A 20927-nucleotide genomic window follows, 5' to 3' on the forward strand; every position below is an offset into this window, starting at 1 on the left:
CATCCTGGCCGCTCAACGCCGCGAACGAGCACGCATCCGTGCCGAGAAAGGCCTGCGCTGGGGCCGACCACGAGGTCAAGCCGCTACCGCGGCCTGACCCGGCCAACGTTCGTGGTCATCGCACTAGGTCGCTCAGCAGTACCTGGTCCCGGCCGGCCAGCAGATGATCACCCGAGATCGCCGCCACGAACGTTTCTCCGTACAAGGGGACAATGTTCAGGCCCCTTTCGTCATCGATGGGACGACGGGCGAAGCAGGCGTCGAAACGCCCGTCCCGCACGCCGGCAGTCTGCCCGGTCCAGGAGGTGCGGGTGAGCTGGACCCGCAGTCCGGGCCATTTCTCCTCCAGCTGACGCGCGACCGGCGTCACGATCAGGCCCGGCATGAAGGCGATGGTGAGCTCTTGCCCCTCACGAGCGGCCCGGCGCATGCGCCGCTGAAGAACAACCTCCGCCGCCAGCAGGAGCTGGCGTGCCTCCCCGCGCAGGAGTTCACCGGCGGGGGTCAGCCGTGTTCCTGATTTCGAGCGGTTGAAAAGAGTCACGCCCAGATCCCGCTCAAGCGCTGTGATGGCGCGGCTCAGCGCGGGCTGGGCCATGTGAAGAACCTCAGCGGCGCGGCCGTAGTTCAGCTCTTCGGCGAGTATCAGGAAGTACCGCAGCCGACGTAGGTCCAGATCGCTCACGTCAGGCAGCCTAATACTGCAGTACAGGGCCCTACTGTTTGCCGTGAAGCGCCCAGGATCTGCTGGAGGCTGGAATACGGATGGTAATGTCGGGCCCTATCGCTCGCCGGGATCAGAGGCGCTCGCACGAATAACGCGCGTCGGTGCCTCGAGCCTCAGGAGCGCTTTCCGGCGAACCCGCTCGGTGATTCGCCGAACCGACGGCGGAAGGCGCGCGCAAACGTCCCTTGGTCGTTAAAACCACTGTCGTGGCAAGCAGAACGAACGCTGGCACCGCGTTCGAGCAGCTGGCGGGCGAAATCCAGCCGGGCCGAGCGGATCTCGTCACCCGGGGTACGGCCCACCTCGGCGAAGAGCACCTGGACCGAGCGCACCGACAGATGGTTGGCCCGGGCCAGCTGCGCCACGCCGAACTGCGGGTCGCGAAAGTGCTGGTGCACCTGTTGGAACAGCTCGTCGCGTACTCGGGCCCGGGTGCGGATTTCGTGGGTGTCCGCCCTACGGGCAGCCTGACGTTCATTCCCGGGCCCACCCGTGCCGCGATGGCCGGCATCCTCGAACGACAGCAGCGTGGCGCCGGTGGGGCCGAGCGACCGGGCCATCCAGACCACCGGGACCGGCCGCCCCGAACGGGTGGTGAACCATTCGGTGCCGTTGCGCGGCCCGGACCCTGGACGTCCCACGATTGGGCAGTGTTCCTGGGGGTAGCGCGAACCGTCGGGACGGGTGTCGTGCAGCGTGCCGTGACTGGGCCGGCCCAGCAACTCACCGCGGTGGTGGTAGCCCAGCAGCGTTACCGCGGCCCGGTTGACCAGCTGCACGTGTCCCTGCGGGGCGATCACCCACAGCGGGGTCGGGGCCTGCTCGATCACCGCTTCCAGCAGTGCGCTGTCCGGTGCGGGGACGAGTGTGGGCATCGCGGTCATGCAGCTCACCTCTCCTCGGGTCGGCGTCGAGGCTCACACGCGGCCGTGTCCTGGCGATTGCCGGTGTGTCGCGGCTGTGTGACGGGGCGCGCCGGCTGCGCGTTTTGCCGCCAGGCCTGCGTTCAGAGCCTGGGCCGGCCGGGTGGTGGTGCGGTGGGCTGGGAGGAGAGCCACGACGAGCTGAAAAGGACTACGCATGGCATACAACCCCGCCCTCCGGGAGCACGCGGCGAACGAGGTCGACGAGCAGCGGATCGCCAAGGGCCTGACCTGGCGGGCCCTGGCCGAGCGCCTCGGGAAGCCGCCCGTCTGGGCCACCGCCGCCCTCCTGGGATCGCATCCGATGACCCGGGACGATGCCGAGAAGGTCGGCGAGTTGCTGGAGCTCAGCGACGAGACCGTGCGGGCGCTGCAGCGTCAGCCGTACCGCACCGCCGACCCGGTGATGGCCAGCGACCCGACGATCTACCGCTTCCACGAGCTGCTGGCGGTTTACGGCCCGGCGTTCAAGGCGCTGATCCACGAGCAGTTCGGTGACGGGATCATGAGCGCGATCAACTGCAGCGTGGACGTGTCGCGGCGTGAGCACCCGGACGGAGCCCGGGTCGTGGTCAGCATCGACGGCAAGTTCCTGCCCTACCAGTGGGGTGCCTGATGTCGTACGTGCCGCCCAAGGAACTGGCCGCCCGTATCCTCGACGCCGGTGAGTCCAAGGTGTTCATGTCGACCCGGGACACCCTGATCCGGGCCTTCATGGCCGGTGCCCTGCTCGGCCTGGCCGCAGCGTTCGCGGTCAGCGTCACCGTGCGCACCGGGGAGCCGCTGCTCGGCGCACTGCTCTTCCCGGTCGGGTTCTGCATGCTCTACCTGCTCGGTTTCGACCTGCTGACCGGAGTTTTCACCCTGGTGCCGCTGGCCCTGCTGGACCGCCGGCCGGGGGTGACCGTGCCCGGGATGCTGCGCAACTGGGGCCTGGTCTTCGTCGGCAACTTCGCCGGGGCGCTGACCACCGCGCTGCTGATGGCGATCTACTTCACCTACGGCTTCAGCGTCGAGCCGGACGCGGTGGCCCAGCAGATCGCCACGATCGGCGAGGGCCGCACGCTGGGCTACGCCGAGCACGGGGCGGCCGGGATGCTGACGCTGTTCGTGCGCGGGGTGCTGTGCAACTGGATGGTCTCGACCGCGGTGGTCGGGGCGATGATGTCGGACAGCGTGCCCGGCAAGGTGATCGTGATGTGGATGCCCATCCTGGTGTTCTTCTACCTGGGCTTCGAGCACTCCGTGGTGAACATGTTCCTGTTCCCCTCCGGACTGCTGCTGGGCGGCGACTTCACCCTGTCCGACTACTTGGTCTGGAACGAGATCCCGACGCTGCTGGGTAATCTGGTGGGCGGTCTGACCTTCGTCGGGCTGATCATCTACGCCACGCACGCCCGGACGGCCCCCACCCGGCCGCGCAAGGTGCCTTCCGAAGTCTGATCACACGCAGGTCGGGCTCTGGTACATCCGCATGGGTACGCTTTCGGGATGACGACCCTGGAGCAAGCCTGGGCGCTCTCGCGCGAGGATCACGGCCTGGCCATCGTGTCCACCGCCCGCGCGGACGGCTCGGTCCAGTCGACGCTGGTGAACACCGGCCTCCTGGCTCATCCGGCGAGCGGGGTGCCGGTGCTCGCCTTCGTCACCTACGGCAAGATCAAGCTGGGCAATCTACGGGCGCGTCCGCGCCTGGCGGTCGCCTTCCGCAACGGCTGGCGTTACGCCACGGTCGAGGGCACGGCCGAGTTGGCCGGGCCGGACGATGCTCAGGACTGGCTGGACCCCGAAAGGCTGCGCGTTCTCCTGCGTGACATCTTCAGCGCGGCCGGGGGAACGCACGACGACTGGGACGCTTACGACCGAACCATGGTCGACGAGCGGCGTACTGCCGTTCTGATTCAGCCACAACGCATTTACCCGACTCTCTGAGCCTCGAGGTCGCTGAGGTCGTGGAGCCGGCGGATGGGGGAGAGGCCGAGCACCAGAGGGGTGCCCAGGCTGATTGCCGCGAAGATCAGGAGAGTGGTCCCAACATCAAGCGGTTGTGCTCATGTGTCCTGATCAGGGGACCAGGGGCGACTCAGCTCTGGGCGGTGGGCCGTACGACGATCTCGTTCACGTCCACGTCGGAGGGCTGTTCGATCGCGAAAACGATGGCGCGGGCGACAGCGTCGGCTCCGATGGCCACGCGCTGCACCTGCTCGTAGATGGCCTGGGCGGCCGGATTGTCCGGGGAAGGCTCGGCACCGACGAATTCGGTACGCGTCATGCCGGGTGACACTGCGGTGACCCGGATCGACTCGCCCACCTCTTGGCGCAAGCCCTCGCTGATGGTCCTCACTGCGTTCTTCACGCCTGCGTAAATGGTCTGCCCGGGCACAATCCGCAGACCCGAGGTGGAGACCGTCTGGATGAAGTGCCCGCTGCCCTGGGTTCGGAAAACTGGCAGTGCGGCGGTGATTCCGTGCAGGACGCCCATGAGGTTGACGTTGACCATGTCGTCGATCTGTTCCGGGGTGAGCTCGTGCAGCGGGGCCACGGTGGCCACCCCGGCGTTGCTGACCAGTACGTCCAGGCGTCCGAAGCGCTCAACGGCCAGATCGACGAGGGCCTGCAGATCGGGGCGATGGCGGACGTCGGTGGGCAGCCAGGCGGCTTCTCCTGGCAGTCGCTCGGCCAGGGATGCGAGCCGATCGGCCCGTCGCCCGGCCAGGACGACCCGTGCTCTGGCGGCCGACAGCAGTTCGGCGGTGGCGGCCCCGATCCCGCTGCCGGCCCCGGTGATGGCTACAACCTTGTCCATGGCGACCCTCCCCATTAAGTGGACAAGTGTCCGTTTGGCTTGATCAGGCTAAGCGGACACTTGTCCGGATGGCAAGCGGCAGAATGGAGCCATGGCAGGGCAACAGACCGGCAGGCGAGCGGACGCCGAACACAACCGTGAGCGCATTCTGGCGATCGCTCGTCAGCAGTTCACCCGCAGTAGCGATGCCACGCTGAAGTCGATTGCCCAGGAGGCCGGGGTGGGTCAGGGCACCCTTTACCGGCACTTCCCCACACGGGAGGCTCTCCTGGTCGCCGTCTACCGGGTGGATCTGCGGGAGCTTCTCGACTCCGGGCCTGGTCTGCTCGAGAAGTATCCGCCCGACCAGGCGCTGCGTCACTGGCTGGACCGCTTAGCGGCGTACGGGCGGATCAAGCACGGCGCTGCGGCGGCGGTTCGCGCCGCCACCCGCGCTGATCTCTCGGCTGAGTACTACGCCGAAACGCTCACAACGATCGGAACCTTGCTGCACGCCGGCCAGGAACAGGGGCTGCTGCGTGCGGACGTCGACGCGCAAGACGTTCTGTTGCTGGTCGGGTTCTTGTGGCGGGTGCCCAATGAGGACTGGGAGGCCCGCACGGCCCACCTGCTCGACCTCGTCATGGACGGCCTTCGTCCCCTCTAGCGGCCACGGGTAGGCCGAAAATCGGCCGCCTGAGTACAGACAGGAACCGGGCCGGACGCTTCCAGTCTTGTCTGTGGAAGCGACCGGCCCGGTTGTCTTACGTAGAGTTTGGGGTGGCGCGAGCCGATCAGTCGAGGAGGACGTTCAGGTCGTTGACCCCGGACGCCTTGACGGCGTCAGCGTGCACGTCGGGGCACTCCTTCTTCAGCGTGTTGTCGACGTTGATGGTCGTGACGCCGGTGTTGGCGTCCTCAACGCCGTCGAGAATGCTTTCGAGCACCTCGCCGAGGGCGTCACTGACCACGACCGTGTCGTCCTTGGTGACGCCGGGCATCTGGCCGCCCAGCAGGGTGCCCTCGACAGAGTCGCAGGCCAGCTTCGCAAAACCGTCCGGCCCGGCCTGGCGCCCGGCCGCCTCGAGTTGGTCGGAAATCTGATCCCAGGCGTCGTCCATGTCCTGGACTGCGGGGCTGGTCCCGGTGCCCGGCGCGGCCGCCGCATCCGACTGGGACGGGTCAGGGGCCGGTGTGGTCATCTCGGTCGTCTGGCTCTGTGCCATGTCGTCGTCGTTGTCGTCATCGTCGTCGCCACCGCCGCACCCGGCCAGGAGCAGGGCCGCGACCGGCACCGCCACTGCCGCCTTGAACACCGAACGCTTCGCCCTCACCCGGAACATCACGTAGTCGTCCTCCTAGAGACGTCATGGGGAGAACCAGACGCAGGCTGCATCGTCCGTGAGTCTGGTCCTCGCCGCACCGACGGCGGCACGATCACCGCCCTGCCCTGTACTCAAGAGGCAATTCAGGAATCGGCAACCTGGCGTACAGCTGAGGTTCAGGCGCGACAGTCCAGTAGTTGCTTGACGAAAACATGTGCGCTTGATGACGAAGTGACGCGCGGGCGCCCTGGCCGGCGCACCGTCGGAGCAGGGCGGCGACGAAGAGGTTCTCCTGAAACATGTTGACTGGCAAGTCGAATGACTTTGGAAGGCGCGTGGATGGAGCGGCGAGTGCAAAGCAGCTACCTCGTTCTGGCACTGTGCGAGCCAGGGGATTGCGGGCCAACTCGCAACCGCACCGAGACGCTCCGGTCCGTATGGGTGTTGGGGAGATCACGCGCGAGTTCGCCACCTGAGGGCTGGCGTGGAGGTCCATGCGTAGGTGGCGGTTGGATCCGAGACTCGCCCGGCACAGAAGGGATCGGCCCGAAGGCAGGCCTGCTTCGGGACGGAACCGTGTACATGACGTGGCGCCAGTGCTTATCGGCGAATGATGGGCCGCGAGCATCGGAGTTGCGCTCCGAGGAGTACACCGATCAGACAGTGGCCGCCGTCAATGGGCCGGTGAGTGACCCCGCAGCAACGCCATGTCGCTGAGGGGCGCTCGCGGCAGGCTCAGTCCCTCTGAGCCTCAACCTGGGCGATCTCGGCCAGGGGATGGGTGCGGCCACTGAGCATTGGATCGAACTTCTTGTCCCCGGCCAGATGCCGGCGGAAGAAGGCCGACATATAGGCCATACCAACGTGACGTTGCTGCGGTTCGTCCAGCTTTCGGTCCAGGGCTCCCCCGGGACCGCACCTACCCGGCTCAGGTACGAACGCGTCGTCCTGAGCCTGTACCTGGCCGCTGTCGGGCGACCACTGGGTGTTGAAGAAATTGTGGTTGGCGCCGTGGATGTTCCACAGGTAGGTCGGCACCTTGGAGTGTTTCCTGGCGGCGTCGAAGTAACCCCTCGAGCCGTAGCCACAGTCGCCCAGAAGGGTGGCCGAGGGAATGCGGGTGACGCGGTAGGGCAGCTCCCACTTGGGGTCGTCGTCTGCGCGGTAGAAGCTCACTGCTTCCAGACCCAGCACCGCGCCGATCCGCACCCCCGAGGGTACTTTCGCGGCGTTCACGTCGGCGGCCTGGCTCATCACCCCACGACCGCCCCGTGAGTGCCCCATCAGCCCGACGCGCTGCAGGTCCACGTGCCCACGGAACGAAGGACGACTTCCGGTGAAGTGACCGGCCAGCGGGCCCTTGCCCCTGATCGCGAGGTCCCGCCACATCTGCAGGTGCTTGTTGGCCAGGGTGGCGCGAGCCTGGTCCTGGGCCTCGCCCATCTCTCCGACGTTGATCCCGTTGACGCCGATGGAGACGACGACGAATCCGTGGCTCGCCAACTGTTTGCCCAGGTAGTCGTAGCCACGAAGACTCGGCAGGCCGGGCGTGCCAGTGGCACAGGGCCAGCGGTTCAGCAGTTCACCGGTGCGCTCGACGACCGCTTCCAGCCTGGCCAGTTCGTCCGGGTCCTCCGGCGCATTCGGACCGTAGAGAAGAGCGGTAGCAGCGTCGAACTCCTTGGAGGCGGCCCGGTCGGCGCAGGTGGGCCATAGCCCGTGGGCCAGCAGAACCAAGGGGTAGGGGCCGTTCTTCAGGTCCCGGGGGTAGTGGACCCGGCCCGCCAGTTCCAGTGGGGCAGGCTTGTTGCTGCCGAACACGTGGAAATCGGGGATCGTGAAGGCCGAATCGCCCAGGTTGTAGTCGGCGACCTCGACCGCGTGCTTGCCGGGAGCCGCCGGGTCGATTCGCGCGGAGGCCTGGGCCGTGGGCGCGAGCGGCACCAGGAGAAGTACTGCGCCAGCAACTGCCGCGAGGCACGGTCCGATGCGTCTGATCACCATGGTTCCGATCGTGAGGATGCTTGTCTGTCCTGTGACGGACAAACGACGTCCGGGGCCCGGGCGAGGTTGTGTCCAGAACGGAGGGCCATGCTGACCGGCCCGATGGTGCGGGCAGTTCTGCTGAACGACGTGGCTTGCCTGGGTCTGCGCCGCGCCGACTCACCATCGGGGCGGGGCGGCACGAGTGTGCCCCGATCGACCGGGCCTGCTGCCTCCCGCCCGTCCATCCTTCGGCTGAGGCGGTAGCTAGTGCGTTCGGTCTTTCTTGTAGGCGTTTTCACCCTGCGCGCGCCGTGAGCCCTACCGTTCAGTCATGAGTGACGCACGGGGCTTCCCGGAACTGACTCGCGGGTGCCCTCCTTTTGCCATCTCTCTTCCCGAATCCGGTCCTCCACTGCTGGCGGTGGGCACGGAGTCGGGTCTGCGAGAGGTGCCCATCAGCGGGGCCATGCGAGAACTCCTGGACAGCATTGACTTTGGGGCCACCGTCAGGGATGCAATGAGCCGGCTGGGCGTGCTGGTGGCGCAGGAGCTACGGACTGTCCAGGTCGCTGAACGTCTGGCGGTCCGCCGGGGCGACACGAGGAGCGCGTAACGAAATCTCTGTCCGAGGCTGGATGTCGACCATTCGCCCTTTCCTAGCTCCCTTGGGAGGCAGGTTCACAGAGGTGATACGGGCGGGCTGCTCCTCGGCACCATGTGCACGATCTCGCCGGAGGGCCCCTGCAAGTGAGGTAGCGACCGGCGGGGCGTGGGCGTCGAGTGGGATCGCCGAGCGTTCGCGGCCCAGGACACGTGTCCGCGGCATCCGCCGTGGGCTGGTCTTCGGCACAAGTGTTCTCGTGGCCGTCAGGGGATTCCAGGACGGTGAAGCAGCAATCTCCGTGGCTCGCGACGAGGCTGGGTCCGTACTTGGGCCAGGGTGGCGGAGGCTGGGGTCGGTCATGATCTTGTTGCATCGGCCGCTGAAATATTTGGCCACGCCTGGCTGGCCGCCGAGGGTGCGGGAGCCTTTCGGGGCGGCGTGCCGTCACCTCAAGCCGAACTGGGTTCGTTGCGCACAGTTTCGACCCGTTCCGCAAAATCGCTGAAATGCCACCCCTCTGCGACGTAGAGTGAGCGGCCGTGACAGACTTGCGAGTATTCCGGGGTTCCCTTTACAGATCCGCAGCTTTCATGCTCCTAGGCCTCGTCCTCGTTCTGGCCTTCTGCCTGGTCAGCGGCGGCCTTGTCGCTCATGAGCGGCAGGTGGCCTTCTCGCCGCACCAGACGTGGACCACTGCAAAGTGGGGCGACCCCAAGACCGATGCCAAGGCGAAAGACGTCGGCGGCAAGAACAAGCCGAGCCAGGACGCCGGTTCGATGGCCACCGTCACCACCGCCGTCGGCGCCCGAGCGGTGTGGAAGAAGAAGGATTCGGCGGGCCGGGCGATCACCGGGCAAGGGGTCACGATCGCCTTGCTCGACAGCGGGGTCAACGACGATGTGGCCGGCCTCGACGATCCCGGCAAAGTGATCCACGGGCCTGACCTTTCTCTTGAGACGAACTCGACGGACCTGCGCGGTCGAGACACCTACGGCCACGGCACCCACCTGGCCAGCATCATCGCCGGGCGCGACTCGGTTCCGGTCAGCAACAAGGGCGTACCGATCGCGCCTGACACCAAGGTGCAGCTCGGTGTAGCTCCCGACGCCCGGTTGCTGGCGCTCAAACTCGCCACCACCGACGGCAGCACCGACGTCAGCCAGGTGATCGCCGGCCTGGACTGGGTCGTTCAGCACCGCAACGACAACGGCATGGCGGTTCGCGTGGTCAACCTCTCCTACGGCACGCTCTCAACGCAGTCGTATCAGCAGGACCCATTGTCCTCCGCCGTCGAGAACGCCTGGAAGCACGGCATCGTGGTCGTTGTCTCCGGGGGTAACGAGGGGTCCGCTCACGGCCGGCTGAACAACCCGGCGATCGATCCTTACGTCCTTGCCGTCGGAGCGAGCGACCCGCTCACCGAGGTCAAGGGCTGGAGTACCCCGGCGGTGGCCCCGTTCAGCAGCCGGGGCAACGCAGCCCGGCACGTCGACCTGATGGCCCCGGGTACCTCCATTGCCGGGCTGCGCGTTCCCGGTTCGTACATCGACGCTCACCATCCCGAAGGTCTGGTCTCAGGCGACACGACAGGCCGGCTCTTTCGCGGCAGCGGCACTTCCCAGGCCGCGGCGGTCACCTCAGGCGCTGTCGCCCTCCTGCTGCAGGCTCACCCGCAGCTTTCCCCCGACCAGGTGAAGGCAGCTCTGACCCGCACGGCCCATTCGACCAGCGGCACAGTGCTCGAGCGCGGCAACGGCCAGATCGACATCGACGCGGCGCTCAACGAGGCCAAGAAGATTCTCCAGCGGGCAGGCAAGAACAAGGGCGACGACACGGTTCAGAGCTTCCCCGAGGCCGGCGGGCTCGGGTCGCTGGAGGCCGCACGCGGTGGCAACCATCTGAGTGACGCCGAGACCGGAGCCCTGCTGTCCGGTGAGATCGACGTGCAGGGATCACCCTGGAATCCGGCCGCCTGGCGAGCCGTTTCAATGACAGCGACGGCCTGGTCCGGCGGGCGCTGGAACGGCGCCCAGTGGAGCGGCAGTACCTGGTCCGGGTCGAACTGGATCAGCTCCGGCTGGGACGGTGCCCGCTGGACCGGCTCTTCCTGGCAGGACGTGTCCTGGACCGGAGCGCGGTGGACGGGTGCCCGCTGGACCGGCAAAGGCTGGACCCATCAGGACTGGCAGTGACCGCCTCGCCCCGTACCGCCGTCCGTCGGGCCACGGCGATCACCGTGACCCTGGCGCTCGGTCTGGTCGCTGCAGGAGCGATCGCCCTGCTGCTCACCGATGGCGGTGCGGTCCTGGCGCAGAATCCGCCGATGCCTCCGGCGGTAGCGTTTGTGCTGCTGGTGCTGGCGTTCTGGGCCGCCGAACTGGCCCTGCTGCACGTCGAGTTCCGGCACCAGGCCCACTCGTTCTCACTGTCGGGGGTGGCGCTCCTGCTCGGTGTGCTCTCCTTCGATCTGCGCCTGGTGATCCTGGCCCGGCTGATCGGCGCCGGTGTGGCATTCAGCCGTCAGCAGCTGCCGTGGCTGAAACGCGGGTACAACATGGGCGCCTATCTTTTCGAAGCTGGGGCCGTCGGTCTCGTCCTGCATCAGGTGCTGGGGCCGGGAGCCGATCTGGGCCTCGCCGCAGCCATGATCTGCTGTCTGACGCTGGTCGTGATCGACCTGGTGATGAGTTCCCTGGTCCTGCTGGTCATCTCGGTCCACCAGGACCGGGTCACGTACTCCCAGGCGAAGGCGGTGCTGGGGCCCGCCGCCGTGCTGAGCCCGTTCAGCACCGTGTGCGCCCTCGCGGCCACCGTGCTGCTGGCCCACGGCCGGCTCGGCCTGGTCCTGGTTCTCGGCTTCACCGCGGTGACCGCTGTCTTCTACCGGAGCTATCTGAGCCTTCGTAACCGGCACCAGTCTCTGGCGCTGATGCATGATTTCGTCGAGCAGAGCCTGAGTGCGACCACGCTCGAGCAGTTGGCCGCGTTGCTCTTGGCCCCCACCCGACAGCTGCTGAACGCCAGCAGCGTCCAACTGATCGTCTACCGGGAGGAAGGCGATGTGCAGCTGCGCATCGCCGAGGACGAAGCCCTGAGTACTCTGCACTCACCCCCGAGCGGGCCCGGGGACGCTCTGATCGCCCGGGCCTGCGCAAGCAGGGAATTCATCGTAATTCCTCGAACCACGCGCGATCAGGGGATGCGCGACTGGCTGACCGCCCATGCGGCCAGGGACGCGATGATCGTGCCGCTCTCCTCCGAAGGTGTGCAAGGTGTTCTGATCGCCCAGGACCGGATGGGGGAGGCCTCGACGTTCACCGCCGATGATCTCACCCTGCTGGGAACCCTGGCCGGGCACCTGGCCACTGCCCTGCGCGGGATCCGGCTGGTCGAGCAGTTACGTTTCGATGCCACCCACGACGCCTTGACCGGGTTACCGAACCGGGTACTGCTGGCCGAGCGGATCGAGCAGGATCTGGCCCCGGGCACATCGCAACCTACGGCGAGCGCCCCTCCGTCCCAGCGGTCTGCGGTCCTGCTCCTGGACCTGGACCGGTTCAAGGAAGTCAATGACGCTCTGGGTCACCACGTGGGAGACGCACTCCTTCGAGTGGTGGGGGCCCGCATCCGCGCCTGCGTTCCCGAGGTCGGCACGGTGGCCCGGCTCGGCGGAGACGAATTTGCCATCCTGTTGCCGAAATCCAGTGCCGGTCCGGCCGGGATGCTGCGTGCGGCCGAGCGGACCGCCAAGAACATTGTGGACGAACTGACCTCGCCGATCACCCTGCCCGACGCAGTCGTCAGTACCCGGGCAAGCATCGGCATCGCCCTCGCCGGCGCCGGCATGAACGGCGCGGACCTGCTCCGGCACGCGGACACCGCAATGTACTCGGCCAAGGCTGGTAAAGGCCCCATCGTCGTCTACAGCCAGGAACTGGACCGCGGTCGGGCCGAACGCCTGACCCTGCTCGCAGATCTTGCCCTCGCTCTCGAGCACGGCCAGCTGGAAGTGTGCTATCAGCCGCAACTGGACCTCAGGACGAACGAGGTGACCAGCGTCGAGGCCCTGGTCCGGTGGCGACACCCCCGGCACGGGTTGCTGGGACCGGGCCTGTTCATTCCGCTGGCCGAATCCGGTGGCTTGATCGAGGAACTCACGCGGCAGGTACTGCGCCAGGCAATGCGACAGTGCCGGCGCTGGCGCGATGCCGGCCTGGACCTGGCGGTGGCCGTCAATCTCTCCGCTCACAGCGTGAACGATGCGAACCTGCCCGAGAACGTGGCAGCAGCTCTGGCCGCCGAAGGGCTTTCCGCCGACCGCCTGGTCATGGAGATCACCGAGAGCAGTGTGATGGGCGACCCCACCCGGACCGTGCCGATCCTGCAGCGCCTCGCCGACATCGGCGTCACCCTCTCTCTGGACGACTTCGGAACCGGATACTCCAGCCTGGCCTACCTGCAGAAGTTGCCGGTCCGCGAAGTGAAGATCGACAGGTCCTTCATCGCGGGTCTGAGCGGCACGGGCGAGGCCCTGGCCAGTGCTGTGCTGATCCGCAGCATCCTCACCCTCGGCGCCAACCTGGGTCTACGGGTCGTGGCCGAAGGAGTTGAGGACGCCGACGTGCTGGAATTCCTGCGCGGGCTCGGCTGTGACCTGGCCCAGGGATACTTCATCGCGCAGGCCCTGCCGGCCGAGGCCGTCGACGACCTCGCTGCCGGTCGGCTCAGGAGGACTGCTTTGAACTCCGCTCTGAGGCTCTGAGCTGGAGCTGGTCGGGTCGGATGGGTTCGGCGCTGTTCTCCGGGCGAACCGTTCTCGAGGGGCGTCGCGAAGGCAACGGGACTGACTACTTGATTCGGGTGCATCTCCTGAGACCAGACGAACGACCGGGGCCAAGCTACGTCTTGGTCTGCTGATCATGTACCTGAACGCGATCGGCATGATGTTCGGGTCGTGGGAGAACAGGAAGCTGACGAACACCGCGATCATGATTGCGGCGGCGGCCACCACGACCCGGCCGGCGTTGCGGCCACCGGCGGTCACGGCCACGTAGTCGCCCGTGTCGGTGCCGATCGGTTCCAGGGTGACGCGTAGATCGGCGACCAGGGCGTTCGTGGCCGCATCACGGGGACCGGTCTCAGGAATGATGCCGACCATGGCGGCCTGACTGTCCGGGGCCATCTGCACCGGGCTGCTACCCGCTACACCGGGAACGTTGTTCGCCCTCGCCGGCGCCTTCCGCCGCGAGTACGACATGGGCCCGGACGATTGCGTTGTCTCTAGGGGGATATGTCCGGCACAGGGGCGGTGATCTTCCCGGCCAGGTGGACCGAAGAATGGGTGCTGAAACTGGTGATCACCCAGGTCGGGACCGTTCCAAGGACGTTCAGCGGCTTGCAACGTCCAACCACCAGTTCGGTAAGGACTCCTGCGGAGTGCCCTCGTCCCGATGGCCAGGGTGTCGCTCGCCACCGGCCGAGTACTGAGCGAAACACCGGACCACAAGTTGCACTCTGTGGTGCACCGCGCGGGCGCCGGGCTCAGCCAGATCTGTCACCTCCTGCGTGAGGCCTGTTCCAGACCGGTCCGCCACGCTACTGGTGAACACCCTTTCGAATCTTGGCCTTTCACTCGTGATGCCAGTCGGATGGGTTCAGCGCGGGTGACGTGACATCCCGGCGCTCAACGTATGCTGCTTCGATGTCGATCGAGGTGCGCCGTGTCGATCCGCCGGACGATGAAGAGCTGCTTGAACAGTGGACCCGAACCGACGGTGGGGACTGGGGTCACGTCGAGGCTTTGTTGCCTCCGGAACACCCGTGGCAGATCGTGGTGGCCCTGGCTGAGTTTGCGCGGGAAGAGCCGCTCCAGACGCGCATGTCGGAGGCCCTCTACGACGCGCTGACCGCGGTTCGTGGCGTGACGAGGGTCGAGCGCGAAGATACCGAGGTCTGGCTCGCCTGGGGAACACCGGACGGTGACGATCTGGTGCGGGCGGCGTCCAGGGCGGTCGATCCCCTACTTCCCGCCGCTCAGAATGAGGATCATCACCGGCCCGGCCCCACGTCACCATCAGAACTCCCGCAGTCAACGGCTTCAGCCAGGCTCACACGCCCGACCGCCGCCCAGCGGGGCGAGCCGCCACTCGGCAAGGGCCCGCTGATCGCTGCAGCCATCTTGGCCGTGGTGGGCGCAGTGCTCTTGGTCAATGGCATTACGACGGGGGACACCTCGACCGCCGTGTCGGGCGGGGCCGCGCTCGTGTTCTTCGGCGGTGGGCTGGCCGTGATGCTGACACGTGGACGCTGACCTTGCGCCATCAAACACCGATGCGGCCCGTTCGATCAGGTACACATGGAGCGGTCTGGTCCGAAGAAGCGATCTGATCGCGCCCACGAGGCTGCGACCAGACCGATCAGTCTCCGTTGTTGTGACTGCGGCTCAGTCTGTGAGTCAGTCGGGGCGCGGGGTGAGCTGGATTGTCATGACGATGTTGTTCGTGGCGATACGGCTGCTGTGTGACGGGGTCAGCGGGGACGTGCTCGCGGTCGGCGCGAAGTAGTACGTCTGCGCGGCTTCCAGAGCGGGCACGACGAACTGCACCGTGGAGGAGGTTGTAACGGCCGAGGCCGCCAAGGGCCACGGCGTCGCTGGACGCCTGGTCAGTTCATTTCTGCGGACGTCGGTACTCGCGATCAGGCCGAGTGTGTAACGCCCTTTGCCCGTTGTCCGGTAGCGGAAGGTGACCGTGACCAGAGCGTCGTACGCCGAGGCGTCCCCCGGCACCGTGACCGGCAGACGGTCGATGCTCCCGCCCCCACCCACCCCGTCCATAGGTCCGTTCTCCTGGAAAGCCTCCGGGCCGTAGGCGGAGGTGAGGGTCATCTGCTGCACGGGCGCGAGTGTGGTGGTGGACGTTCGGTTCACCCCCCACGCCGCGCCTCCTGCCCCCAGGACCAGCCCGCAGGCCAGCACGACGACAGCACCCTTCCAGGAGCCGCCCATCCGGTTCACTTCGCCGCCCTCGAACGTGAGGGTCGGGTGGTCTGCCACGCGTCGATGAGTCCCATCAACTCCGTGCGCTGTTCGCTCAGGTCGACCCGGGCCACCCGGTTCGGAATGCTCGGGGCGACCGGCCGCGGGGCGGGGTCGGCGAACTGCTTGATCATGGCGACCTGGCTGCCCTGGGCCAGCAGATGACTCCACGAGTCCACGTCCTGGGTCTGCGGGGGCAGGCCGGCGGCCGGGATGTGGCCGGACACGTAGTTCCCGGTCTCGTCGTGACACTTCCACTCGGCTTCGAGCACACATTCCTCGCAGGCCAGCACCCCGACCATCGACGTGAAACGGCGCTGCCACTCGGCATCCAACGCCACGACTTCATGGGCAGGCGGGACCGGCCGCCGGCACAGACAGCAGGTCACCTGCGGAACGGGGAGTCCGTCAGCTACCGAATCCCGATCCTGCTGGCCGCTGTAGCTCGTCATGCCGGGAACGCTAGGGCGACGACAGTCCTACTCGTCGGTTCGTCACGGTGTCTCCGGGGCGTTGGCCTGAACGCCCCACCCTCGACCGGGGACGTTCGGTTCCCCGAGTCTGTGGGGCCGGCCCGTGAAGGCATCTGATGCTGGCTCCTTCGCGGGCTTCGGTCACGGAGTGGAGTACCCGGCTCGCTCGGTGCGGAAGACCGCCGCGGCCGGTCCCGCCGGCACCGTGACCACCGCATGATCCTCGGCCGCGGTGGTGTGCCATGCGGCACCGGAGGGGAAGATCTGCGTGAGTGCACCGACGTGCGGCAGCGCGAGATGGGCGCCCTCGGTTCCCCTCGACCACACGCAGAACACCGCTGAACCGTCCTTCTGCCGCAGACCCAGGCACAGGATGTCGTCGCCCCACCCCGGCATGCCGATCGGCCAAAACGGAGTGGCGGTCGCGAGGTCGCCGCGCAGGGTCTTCGCCGTCGCGACGGCCTCGTGTACCCGGGCCAAGGCGTCGGCACTCAGCTCGTTCAGGAAGCCGGCGAGGTAGAACCGGCCGGCCAGCCCCGAGACGAGCGTGACGTCGAGCTCGCCCTCACTCATGGCCGCGGCGGGGTAGGCCCAGTTCCCTGCCTGCTCGGGAAGGATCGTGGCCGGCGCCGCTGCGGCGATCGCGGCGTACCGCAGAGCATCCTGCTGGTCGCTCGTGGACTGCAGGTGGGTCACGGCGAGCAGGTGGTAGTCGCTGCGCATCGCACCCGAGGCGCAGTTCTCGATCAGCAGCTGCGGATGCCGTCGCTGGAGCGCGACGAGCCAGTCCCGCAGTGCTCTCGTGTGCGCGAGCAGCCCGTGCCCCGGCGCGAGGCCGCCGACGTCGGTGCCCGAGCCCGGCTCGATGTTGTAGTCAAGCTTGAGGTACTCAATGCCGAACGTGGCGACGAGGTGGTCGACGGCGGCGTCGAGGTGGGCCACCGCGGCTGGATGCCGCAGGTCAAGGTGCCGCCGTCGCTGCTCCACCACCGCCGCGCCGTACCTCTGGAAGAAGGCCTCGGCGGGCAGGGCGCCGGCGACGGGGGAGTCGAGGCCGACCGATTCGGGCTCGATCCACAGGCCTGGCCGCATCCCGGCGTCCCGGATCGCCGCGATCACACGTCCGAGTCCTCCGCCGAAGCGGGTCGGCGCCTCACGCCATTCCCCCACCTCGCTCCAGTAGTCGCTGCTGTCAGTGAACCAGCCCGCGTCGATGCAGAAGTACTCCGCACCGGCCTCGCCAGCCGCGGCGATCAGCGGGAGCAGACGTTCCGTGCTCGGCTGTCCCATGAGCGTGTTCATGTAGTCGTTGTAAACGACGGGCAGCGACCGCTCGATGTCGCGCACCTCGCGCAGGCCGCGCCGGTGCCGCGTGAGCGCCGCGAACGCGCCGTCACGGCCGCCGTCCGAGACCACGAGCCCCGCCGCGACCGTCTCGAAAGAGTCTCCCGGCCGCAGCCGCACCGCGGCCTGGTGCTCGCGCTCCGTGGGCCCACCGGCGCTCAGGACCACCCCTCCGTCACCGCGCGAGAGCGACCACTGCCAGCCCGCCGAGCTCTCGATCTGCCAGCCGACGCTCACGGCGTCCGCCGTCGAGAGGACCGCGACGGGGAGCACGCTGCCGGTCGGCCAGCCGCCCGCGCTGCTCTGCCCGAACCCCGTGCGATCGGGCTGGGCGACGGCAGCGAAGCCGAGCTCCGGCAGGAGATCCGCGACCGCGTCCTCACGCCACCGTCCCTCGCCGAGCCATTCGCTGCGCCCGGAGGTGAGAGTCAGCTGCGCCGGCTCGGCGGCTGTGGTGACGGAGAGCGTGGGGGCGGCGAAGACGACGACATCCTCGGACCCGTCGTTGCGTAGCTCGTGGCTCACGCGCAGGCCGCCGTCGTCGAGGGTCAGGCGCGTGCGCACCGAGAGGCCGGTGACCTGGTCGGTCTGGGTCACGACGGCCGCCGCGCTGCTCTTCTCCACCGCGGTCGGGCGCAGTCGCGCGCCGACCGTGGTACCCCGGTACCCGAGCGTCATGCGCTCATGGCGTTCGGCCGCCGTGAGCACCTCGACGAGCGGATGCGGGCGTACCGCCTCGGCGCCGTGGAGCGTGAGCGAGCGCAGCTCGGCGGGCGCGTCACCGGATGTGCCGAGCACGGCCTGCAGCGCGCCGCGGCTCAGGACCACCTCGACGGGGACGCTCACTGGTGCACCATCTTCGTTTCGGACCCGCGGAGCGGGAGTGTCGAGGCATCCATGGCGCAGTCTCCTTCAGGGGTGCGGGCGCTCGGCGTCGAGGGTTCCGAGCGAGCGGGGCCGCTCGAGCGTGGGGGTGCCTGCGGCGTCGGCGGCGTCGGCGGCGTCTCCGACGGTCGAGGCGCGGACGATCAGCTCGGGGTCGACGATCTGCTGGCGCGAGTCGAAGGTGCGCACGGGTTCGCCGAGCTCCGAGAGGAGCAGGTCGTACGCGGTCTCGCCGATCGCCTCGCCCGGGGTGCTGATCGTGGAGAGCGGGATCGCGGAGACGGCGGCGATCTCGTCGCCGTCGAAGCCGATCACGGCCACGTCGCGGGGAACGTCGATGCCGAACGAGGTGAGCCCCCGTACGACGCCCAGGCCGACCATGTCGTTGACCGCGAAGACCGCGTCGGGGAGCCGGTCGCGCTGCGAGGCCATCTCGACGCCGGCCGCGAAGCCCGCGTTCATGTTGCGGTTGTCGGCGCGTAGCACCGTGAGGCTCGCGCCCGAGACCTCCTGCACCGCGCGGCTCGCCCCGTCGAAGCGCTCGCTGACCTGTTTGACGCTGAACGGACCGCCGACGAACGCCAGACGGCGACGGCCGATGTCCAGGAGGTGCCAGGCGGCGAGGTAGCCGCCCGCCGAGTCCGCCGCTGACACCGATGCCTGATCCGCCACGGTCGCGCGACGGCCGGTGATGACGCTCGGCGTGCCCCGTCGGCGCATCTCGGCCAGACGCGGCTCGATCTCGTCCAGCGTCGCGATGATCAGGCCCGAGACGCGCTTGCGCTCGAACAGCTCGAGGTACTCCAGCTGGCGCGAGGCCGACCCCGCGGAGTTGCCGATCATGACGGTGCGCCCGGTCTCGGCCGCACGGCGCTCGATCGCGTCGGCGATCACGCCGGAGAACGGGTTGGTGAACTCGAACGCCACGTACCCGATCGTGCGGGTGTCCCCGGAGCTGATCTTGCGCGCCGCGTCGCTGGGCACGAACCCGAGTTCGTCGATCGCGCGGGCGATCCGCTCCCGCGTCGCCGGGGACAGGATCTCCGGTCGGTTCAGGTAGTTCGACACGGTCGACCGGGAGACCTGCGCCGCCTCGGCGACATCGGTGATGGCTACGCGCTTCATCGCTCCAGTCTCTTTCGTCCTCACCTGCGAGCGGGCGGGCGGCCATCGAAATTGGAGTGGTCCAATCCCATCAGCCCCGGTCCCTCTTCGTCAGGATGACACTAACTATGCAGGTAAGGGGACCTTGACGCAATGGCGGGCTCTTGTCCAGATTGATCCTTGTTGAACCGATCCAATTGAAGTACGTTCGCCACCGAACCGCACTCTGCCGGAGGTCTGCGCCCGAAGATCCGTGACCCCCGACGACGCGGAATGACGTTTCTACAAAGGGGTACGAACATGTCACGACACCCGCGCCGCGCAGCCGTCGGGCTGATCGCCGCGATGACCACATCCGCACTCCTGCTCACCGGCTGCAGCGGCTCGAGCGGGGACGCCGCCGGCGGCGAGGTCACGCTCACCGTCGGCGGTAAGCCGCAGGCCACCGACCAGGCCGCCCTTGCGCTCTGGGACCAGAAGGTCGAGCAGTTCGAGAAGGAGAATCCCGACGTCACGATCGAGGGCAGCGAGGTCGTGTACGACCCGCAGACCTTCGCCGCGCAGCTCGCCGGTGGCACGCTGCCGGTCGTCATGGGCGTGCCCGTGACCGAGATCCAGTCGCTCATCAACCGTGAGCAGCTCAAGGACGTCAGCTCGTACTACGACTCCGAGGACGTACTGAAGGAGCTCAACGAGTCGGTGACCGCGAACCTGCAGGGCCCGGACGGCGCGTACTACGGCATCCCCGTCTCGGCGTTCACGCTGGCGGTCCTCGTCAACCGCGAGGTGTTCGAGCAGGCCGGACTAGACCCCGACCAGACCCTCGAGAGCTGGGAGGACATCGCCGCCGCCGCGTCCACGATCACCGAGAAGACGGATGCCGCCGGCCTCGGCCAGCTGACGACGACGAACCAGGGTGGATGGACCCTGACCGCGATCAGTGCCGCATTCGGCGGCCTGGTCGAGGAGGCGAGCGGCGAGGAGACGACCGCGAACCTGGACAACGACGCGACGAAGGCCGCGCTCGAGTACCTGTCGGACCTGCGCTGGAACAAGGACGTGCTGGGCAGCAACTTCCTGCTCGACTTCGACTCCGCCGGCCCCGCGTTCGCCACGGGGGAGTACGGCATGCTCGTGGGCGCCTCCGAGTGGTACAACCCGCTGGTACGCAACTTCGGGATGGCTCCCGAGTCGTACGGCCTGTTCCCGCTCCCGCAGAAGGACGGCGGTCTCGGTTCGCTGGGCGGCGGTTCGGTGTCGGTCATCCGCGCCGACGCCAGCGATGCCGAGACGGCGGCCGGCGTGGCCTGGACCAACTTCTACTACCTCGACCGGTTCTCCGACCTCGACTTCGCAGCCGAAGAGGCCGCGGGCATGGCGAAGGACGGCGGCACGGTGCCGCGCGTCGGACTCCCGCTGGTCGCTCCGGAGACGTACACGGCCTACCTCGAGGCCATCAAGCCGAGCATCAACGTCCCGCTCGAGAACCTCGAGACGTACTACTCGGCCACCGAGTCGCCCGACTTCGCGGTCGTGACGGAGCCGCGCACGGAGGCGCAGCAGATCTACGGTCTGCTCGACACCGCGCTCCAGGCCGTGTTCACCGACGAGAACGCCGACATCGACGCGCTTCTCGCCGAGGCCCAGAGCCAGGCCGAGACCATCGTCGCCGACGCGCAGCCGCAGTCCTGACCGAGCGGGGGCGTCAGGACGCCCCCGCTCTGGCCGTCCTCAT

17 protein-coding genes and 1 pseudogene are annotated in these 20927 nt (G+C 67.8%); 9 read left to right on the forward strand and 9 right to left on the reverse strand.

Annotated features, from left to right (window positions below; all coding sequences use genetic code 11):
• Window positions 1–97, forward strand: a pseudogene (locus QSK18_RS35965) (integrase); the annotation flags it as partial.
• Window positions 98–115: 18 nt separating this feature from the next.
• Here QSK18_RS35965 and QSK18_RS16350 read toward each other — a convergent pair.
• Together QSK18_RS16350 and QSK18_RS16355 are read right to left on the reverse strand one after the other, a co-directional pair.
• Window positions 116–685 carry a LysR family transcriptional regulator gene (locus QSK18_RS16350; protein ID WP_285620065.1) on the reverse strand — a complete coding sequence of 190 codons (570 nt, stop codon included), beginning with the start codon at window positions 683–685 and terminating at the stop codon, window positions 116–118.
• A 155-nt stretch (window positions 686–840) separates the two neighbouring features.
• Window positions 841–1611, reverse strand: coding sequence for a helix-turn-helix transcriptional regulator (locus tag QSK18_RS16355; RefSeq protein WP_285620067.1), 771 nt, complete (start codon window positions 1609–1611; stop codon window positions 841–843).
• Between the two features lie 196 nt (window positions 1612–1807).
• Between QSK18_RS16355 and cynS the strand changes: the two genes are divergently transcribed.
• The 3 genes from cynS to QSK18_RS16370 are packed head-to-tail and all read left to right on the forward strand — an operon-like array spanning window position 1808 to window position 3582.
• On the forward strand, window positions 1808–2266 hold the full coding sequence (cynS, locus tag QSK18_RS16360; protein WP_285620069.1) for a cyanase: 459 nt from the start codon (window positions 1808–1810) through the stop codon (window positions 2264–2266).
• Window positions 2266–3093, forward strand: a complete 828-nt coding sequence (locus QSK18_RS16365) for a formate/nitrite transporter family protein (protein WP_285620071.1) — start codon at window positions 2266–2268, stop codon at window positions 3091–3093. The genes cynS and QSK18_RS16365 overlap by 1 nt, the downstream gene beginning before the upstream one ends.
• A 48-nt stretch (window positions 3094–3141) precedes the next feature.
• Complete coding sequence (locus QSK18_RS16370; RefSeq protein ID WP_232814925.1) at window positions 3142–3582, forward strand: TIGR03618 family F420-dependent PPOX class oxidoreductase; 441 nt, start codon at window positions 3142–3144, stop codon at window positions 3580–3582.
• A gap of 151 nt (window positions 3583–3733) precedes the next feature.
• Here the strand turns inward: QSK18_RS16370 and QSK18_RS16375 are convergent, their stop codons facing one another.
• On the reverse strand, window positions 3734–4456 hold the full coding sequence (locus tag QSK18_RS16375; RefSeq protein ID WP_232814924.1) for an SDR family oxidoreductase: 723 nt from the start codon (window positions 4454–4456) through the stop codon (window positions 3734–3736).
• 91 nt (window positions 4457–4547) lie between these two features.
• Between QSK18_RS16375 and QSK18_RS16380 the strand changes: the two genes are divergently transcribed.
• On the forward strand, window positions 4548–5102 hold the full coding sequence (locus QSK18_RS16380; protein ID WP_232814923.1) for a TetR/AcrR family transcriptional regulator: 555 nt from the start codon (window positions 4548–4550) through the stop codon (window positions 5100–5102).
• A 127-nt stretch (window positions 5103–5229) separates the two neighbouring features.
• Here the strand turns inward: QSK18_RS16380 and QSK18_RS16385 are convergent, their stop codons facing one another.
• Window positions 5230–5769 carry a hypothetical protein gene (locus tag QSK18_RS16385; protein ID WP_232814922.1) on the reverse strand — a complete coding sequence of 180 codons (540 nt, stop codon included), beginning with the start codon at window positions 5767–5769 and terminating at the stop codon, window positions 5230–5232.
• A 726-nt stretch (window positions 5770–6495) separates the two neighbouring features.
• Entirely contained in the window at window positions 6496–7764 is a 1269-nt protein-coding gene (locus QSK18_RS16390; RefSeq protein WP_232814921.1) for an alpha/beta hydrolase, read from the reverse strand.
• 1176 nt (window positions 7765–8940) lie between these two features.
• Here QSK18_RS16390 and QSK18_RS16395 point away from each other — a divergent pair.
• From QSK18_RS16395 to QSK18_RS16405, 3 genes are all read left to right on the forward strand, one after another.
• Window positions 8941–10542 (forward strand): S8 family serine peptidase, encoded by a 1602-nt coding sequence (locus tag QSK18_RS16395; protein WP_285620080.1) that lies wholly within the window; start codon window positions 8941–8943, stop codon window positions 10540–10542.
• Window positions 10539–13112 carry a putative bifunctional diguanylate cyclase/phosphodiesterase gene (locus QSK18_RS16400; RefSeq protein ID WP_232814919.1) on the forward strand — a complete coding sequence of 858 codons (2574 nt, stop codon included), beginning with the start codon at window positions 10539–10541 and terminating at the stop codon, window positions 13110–13112. Before QSK18_RS16395 ends, QSK18_RS16400 begins: the two co-directional genes overlap by 4 nt.
• Before the next feature lie 939 nt (window positions 13113–14051).
• Window positions 14052–14660 (forward strand): hypothetical protein, encoded by a 609-nt coding sequence (locus QSK18_RS16405; protein ID WP_232814918.1) that lies wholly within the window; start codon window positions 14052–14054, stop codon window positions 14658–14660.
• A gap of 144 nt (window positions 14661–14804) precedes the next feature.
• On the opposite strand, the gene QSK18_RS16410 is transcribed toward QSK18_RS16405, so the two are convergent.
• The 4 genes from QSK18_RS16410 to QSK18_RS16425 all read right to left on the reverse strand — a co-directional run bounded on the left by QSK18_RS16410 (window position 14805) and on the right by QSK18_RS16425 (window position 19213).
• Window positions 14805–15404: a hypothetical protein gene (locus QSK18_RS16410; RefSeq protein WP_232814917.1), complete on the reverse strand. Its 600-nt coding sequence runs from the start codon at window positions 15402–15404 to the stop codon at window positions 14805–14807.
• The gene (locus QSK18_RS16415) at window positions 15362–15727 is read right to left on the reverse strand and encodes a hypothetical protein (RefSeq protein ID WP_232814916.1); all 366 of its coding nucleotides are present in this window, start codon (window positions 15725–15727) and stop codon (window positions 15362–15364) included. Before QSK18_RS16415 ends, QSK18_RS16410 begins: the two co-directional genes overlap by 43 nt.
• A gap of 273 nt (window positions 15728–16000) precedes the next feature.
• A complete protein-coding gene (locus QSK18_RS16420) occupies window positions 16001–18049 on the reverse strand; it encodes a glycoside hydrolase family 36 protein (protein ID WP_232814915.1) in 2049 nt (682 codons plus the stop codon).
• 66 nt (window positions 18050–18115) lie between these two features.
• Window positions 18116–19213: a LacI family DNA-binding transcriptional regulator gene (locus QSK18_RS16425; protein ID WP_232814914.1), complete on the reverse strand. Its 1098-nt coding sequence runs from the start codon at window positions 19211–19213 to the stop codon at window positions 18116–18118.
• A 279-nt stretch (window positions 19214–19492) separates the two neighbouring features.
• Here QSK18_RS16425 and QSK18_RS16430 point away from each other — a divergent pair, with 279 nt between their 5' ends.
• Window positions 19493–20884 carry an ABC transporter substrate-binding protein gene (locus QSK18_RS16430; RefSeq protein WP_285620085.1) on the forward strand — a complete coding sequence of 464 codons (1392 nt, stop codon included), beginning with the start codon at window positions 19493–19495 and terminating at the stop codon, window positions 20882–20884.
• Window positions 20885–20927 lie beyond the last annotated feature (43 nt).

It is taken from the genome of Kineosporia sp. NBRC 101677 (assembly GCF_030269265.1).
Taxonomy (GTDB): domain Bacteria; phylum Actinomycetota; class Actinomycetes; order Actinomycetales; family Kineosporiaceae; genus Kineosporia; species Kineosporia rhizophila.

What these genes read in the sequence shown, in the direction of transcription:
- QSK18_RS16430 (WP_285620085.1), top strand. Translation starts at nt 19,493, where the DNA reads ATGTCACGACACCCGCGCCGCGCAGCCGTCGGGCTGATCGCCGCGATG.
- QSK18_RS16390 (WP_232814921.1), bottom strand. Translation starts at nt 7,764, where the DNA reads ATGGTGATCAGACGCATCGGACCGTGCCTCGCGGCAGTTGCTGGCGCA.
- QSK18_RS16365 (WP_285620071.1), top strand. Translation starts at nt 2,266, where the DNA reads ATGTCGTACGTGCCGCCCAAGGAACTGGCCGCCCGTATCCTCGACGCC.
- cynS (WP_285620069.1), top strand. Translation starts at nt 1,808, where the DNA reads ATGGCATACAACCCCGCCCTCCGGGAGCACGCGGCGAACGAGGTCGAC.
- QSK18_RS16370 (WP_232814925.1), top strand. Translation starts at nt 3,142, where the DNA reads ATGACGACCCTGGAGCAAGCCTGGGCGCTCTCGCGCGAGGATCACGGC.
- QSK18_RS16375 (WP_232814924.1), bottom strand. Translation starts at nt 4,456, where the DNA reads ATGGACAAGGTTGTAGCCATCACCGGGGCCGGCAGCGGGATCGGGGCC.
- QSK18_RS16405 (WP_232814918.1), top strand. Translation starts at nt 14,052, where the DNA reads ATGTCGATCGAGGTGCGCCGTGTCGATCCGCCGGACGATGAAGAGCTG.
- QSK18_RS16380 (WP_232814923.1), top strand. Translation starts at nt 4,548, where the DNA reads ATGGCAGGGCAACAGACCGGCAGGCGAGCGGACGCCGAACACAACCGT.
- QSK18_RS16425 (WP_232814914.1), bottom strand. Translation starts at nt 19,213, where the DNA reads ATGAAGCGCGTAGCCATCACCGATGTCGCCGAGGCGGCGCAGGTCTCC.
- QSK18_RS16355 (WP_285620067.1), bottom strand. Translation starts at nt 1,611, where the DNA reads ATGACCGCGATGCCCACACTCGTCCCCGCACCGGACAGCGCACTGCTG.
- QSK18_RS16395 (WP_285620080.1), top strand. Translation starts at nt 8,941, where the DNA reads ATGCTCCTAGGCCTCGTCCTCGTTCTGGCCTTCTGCCTGGTCAGCGGC.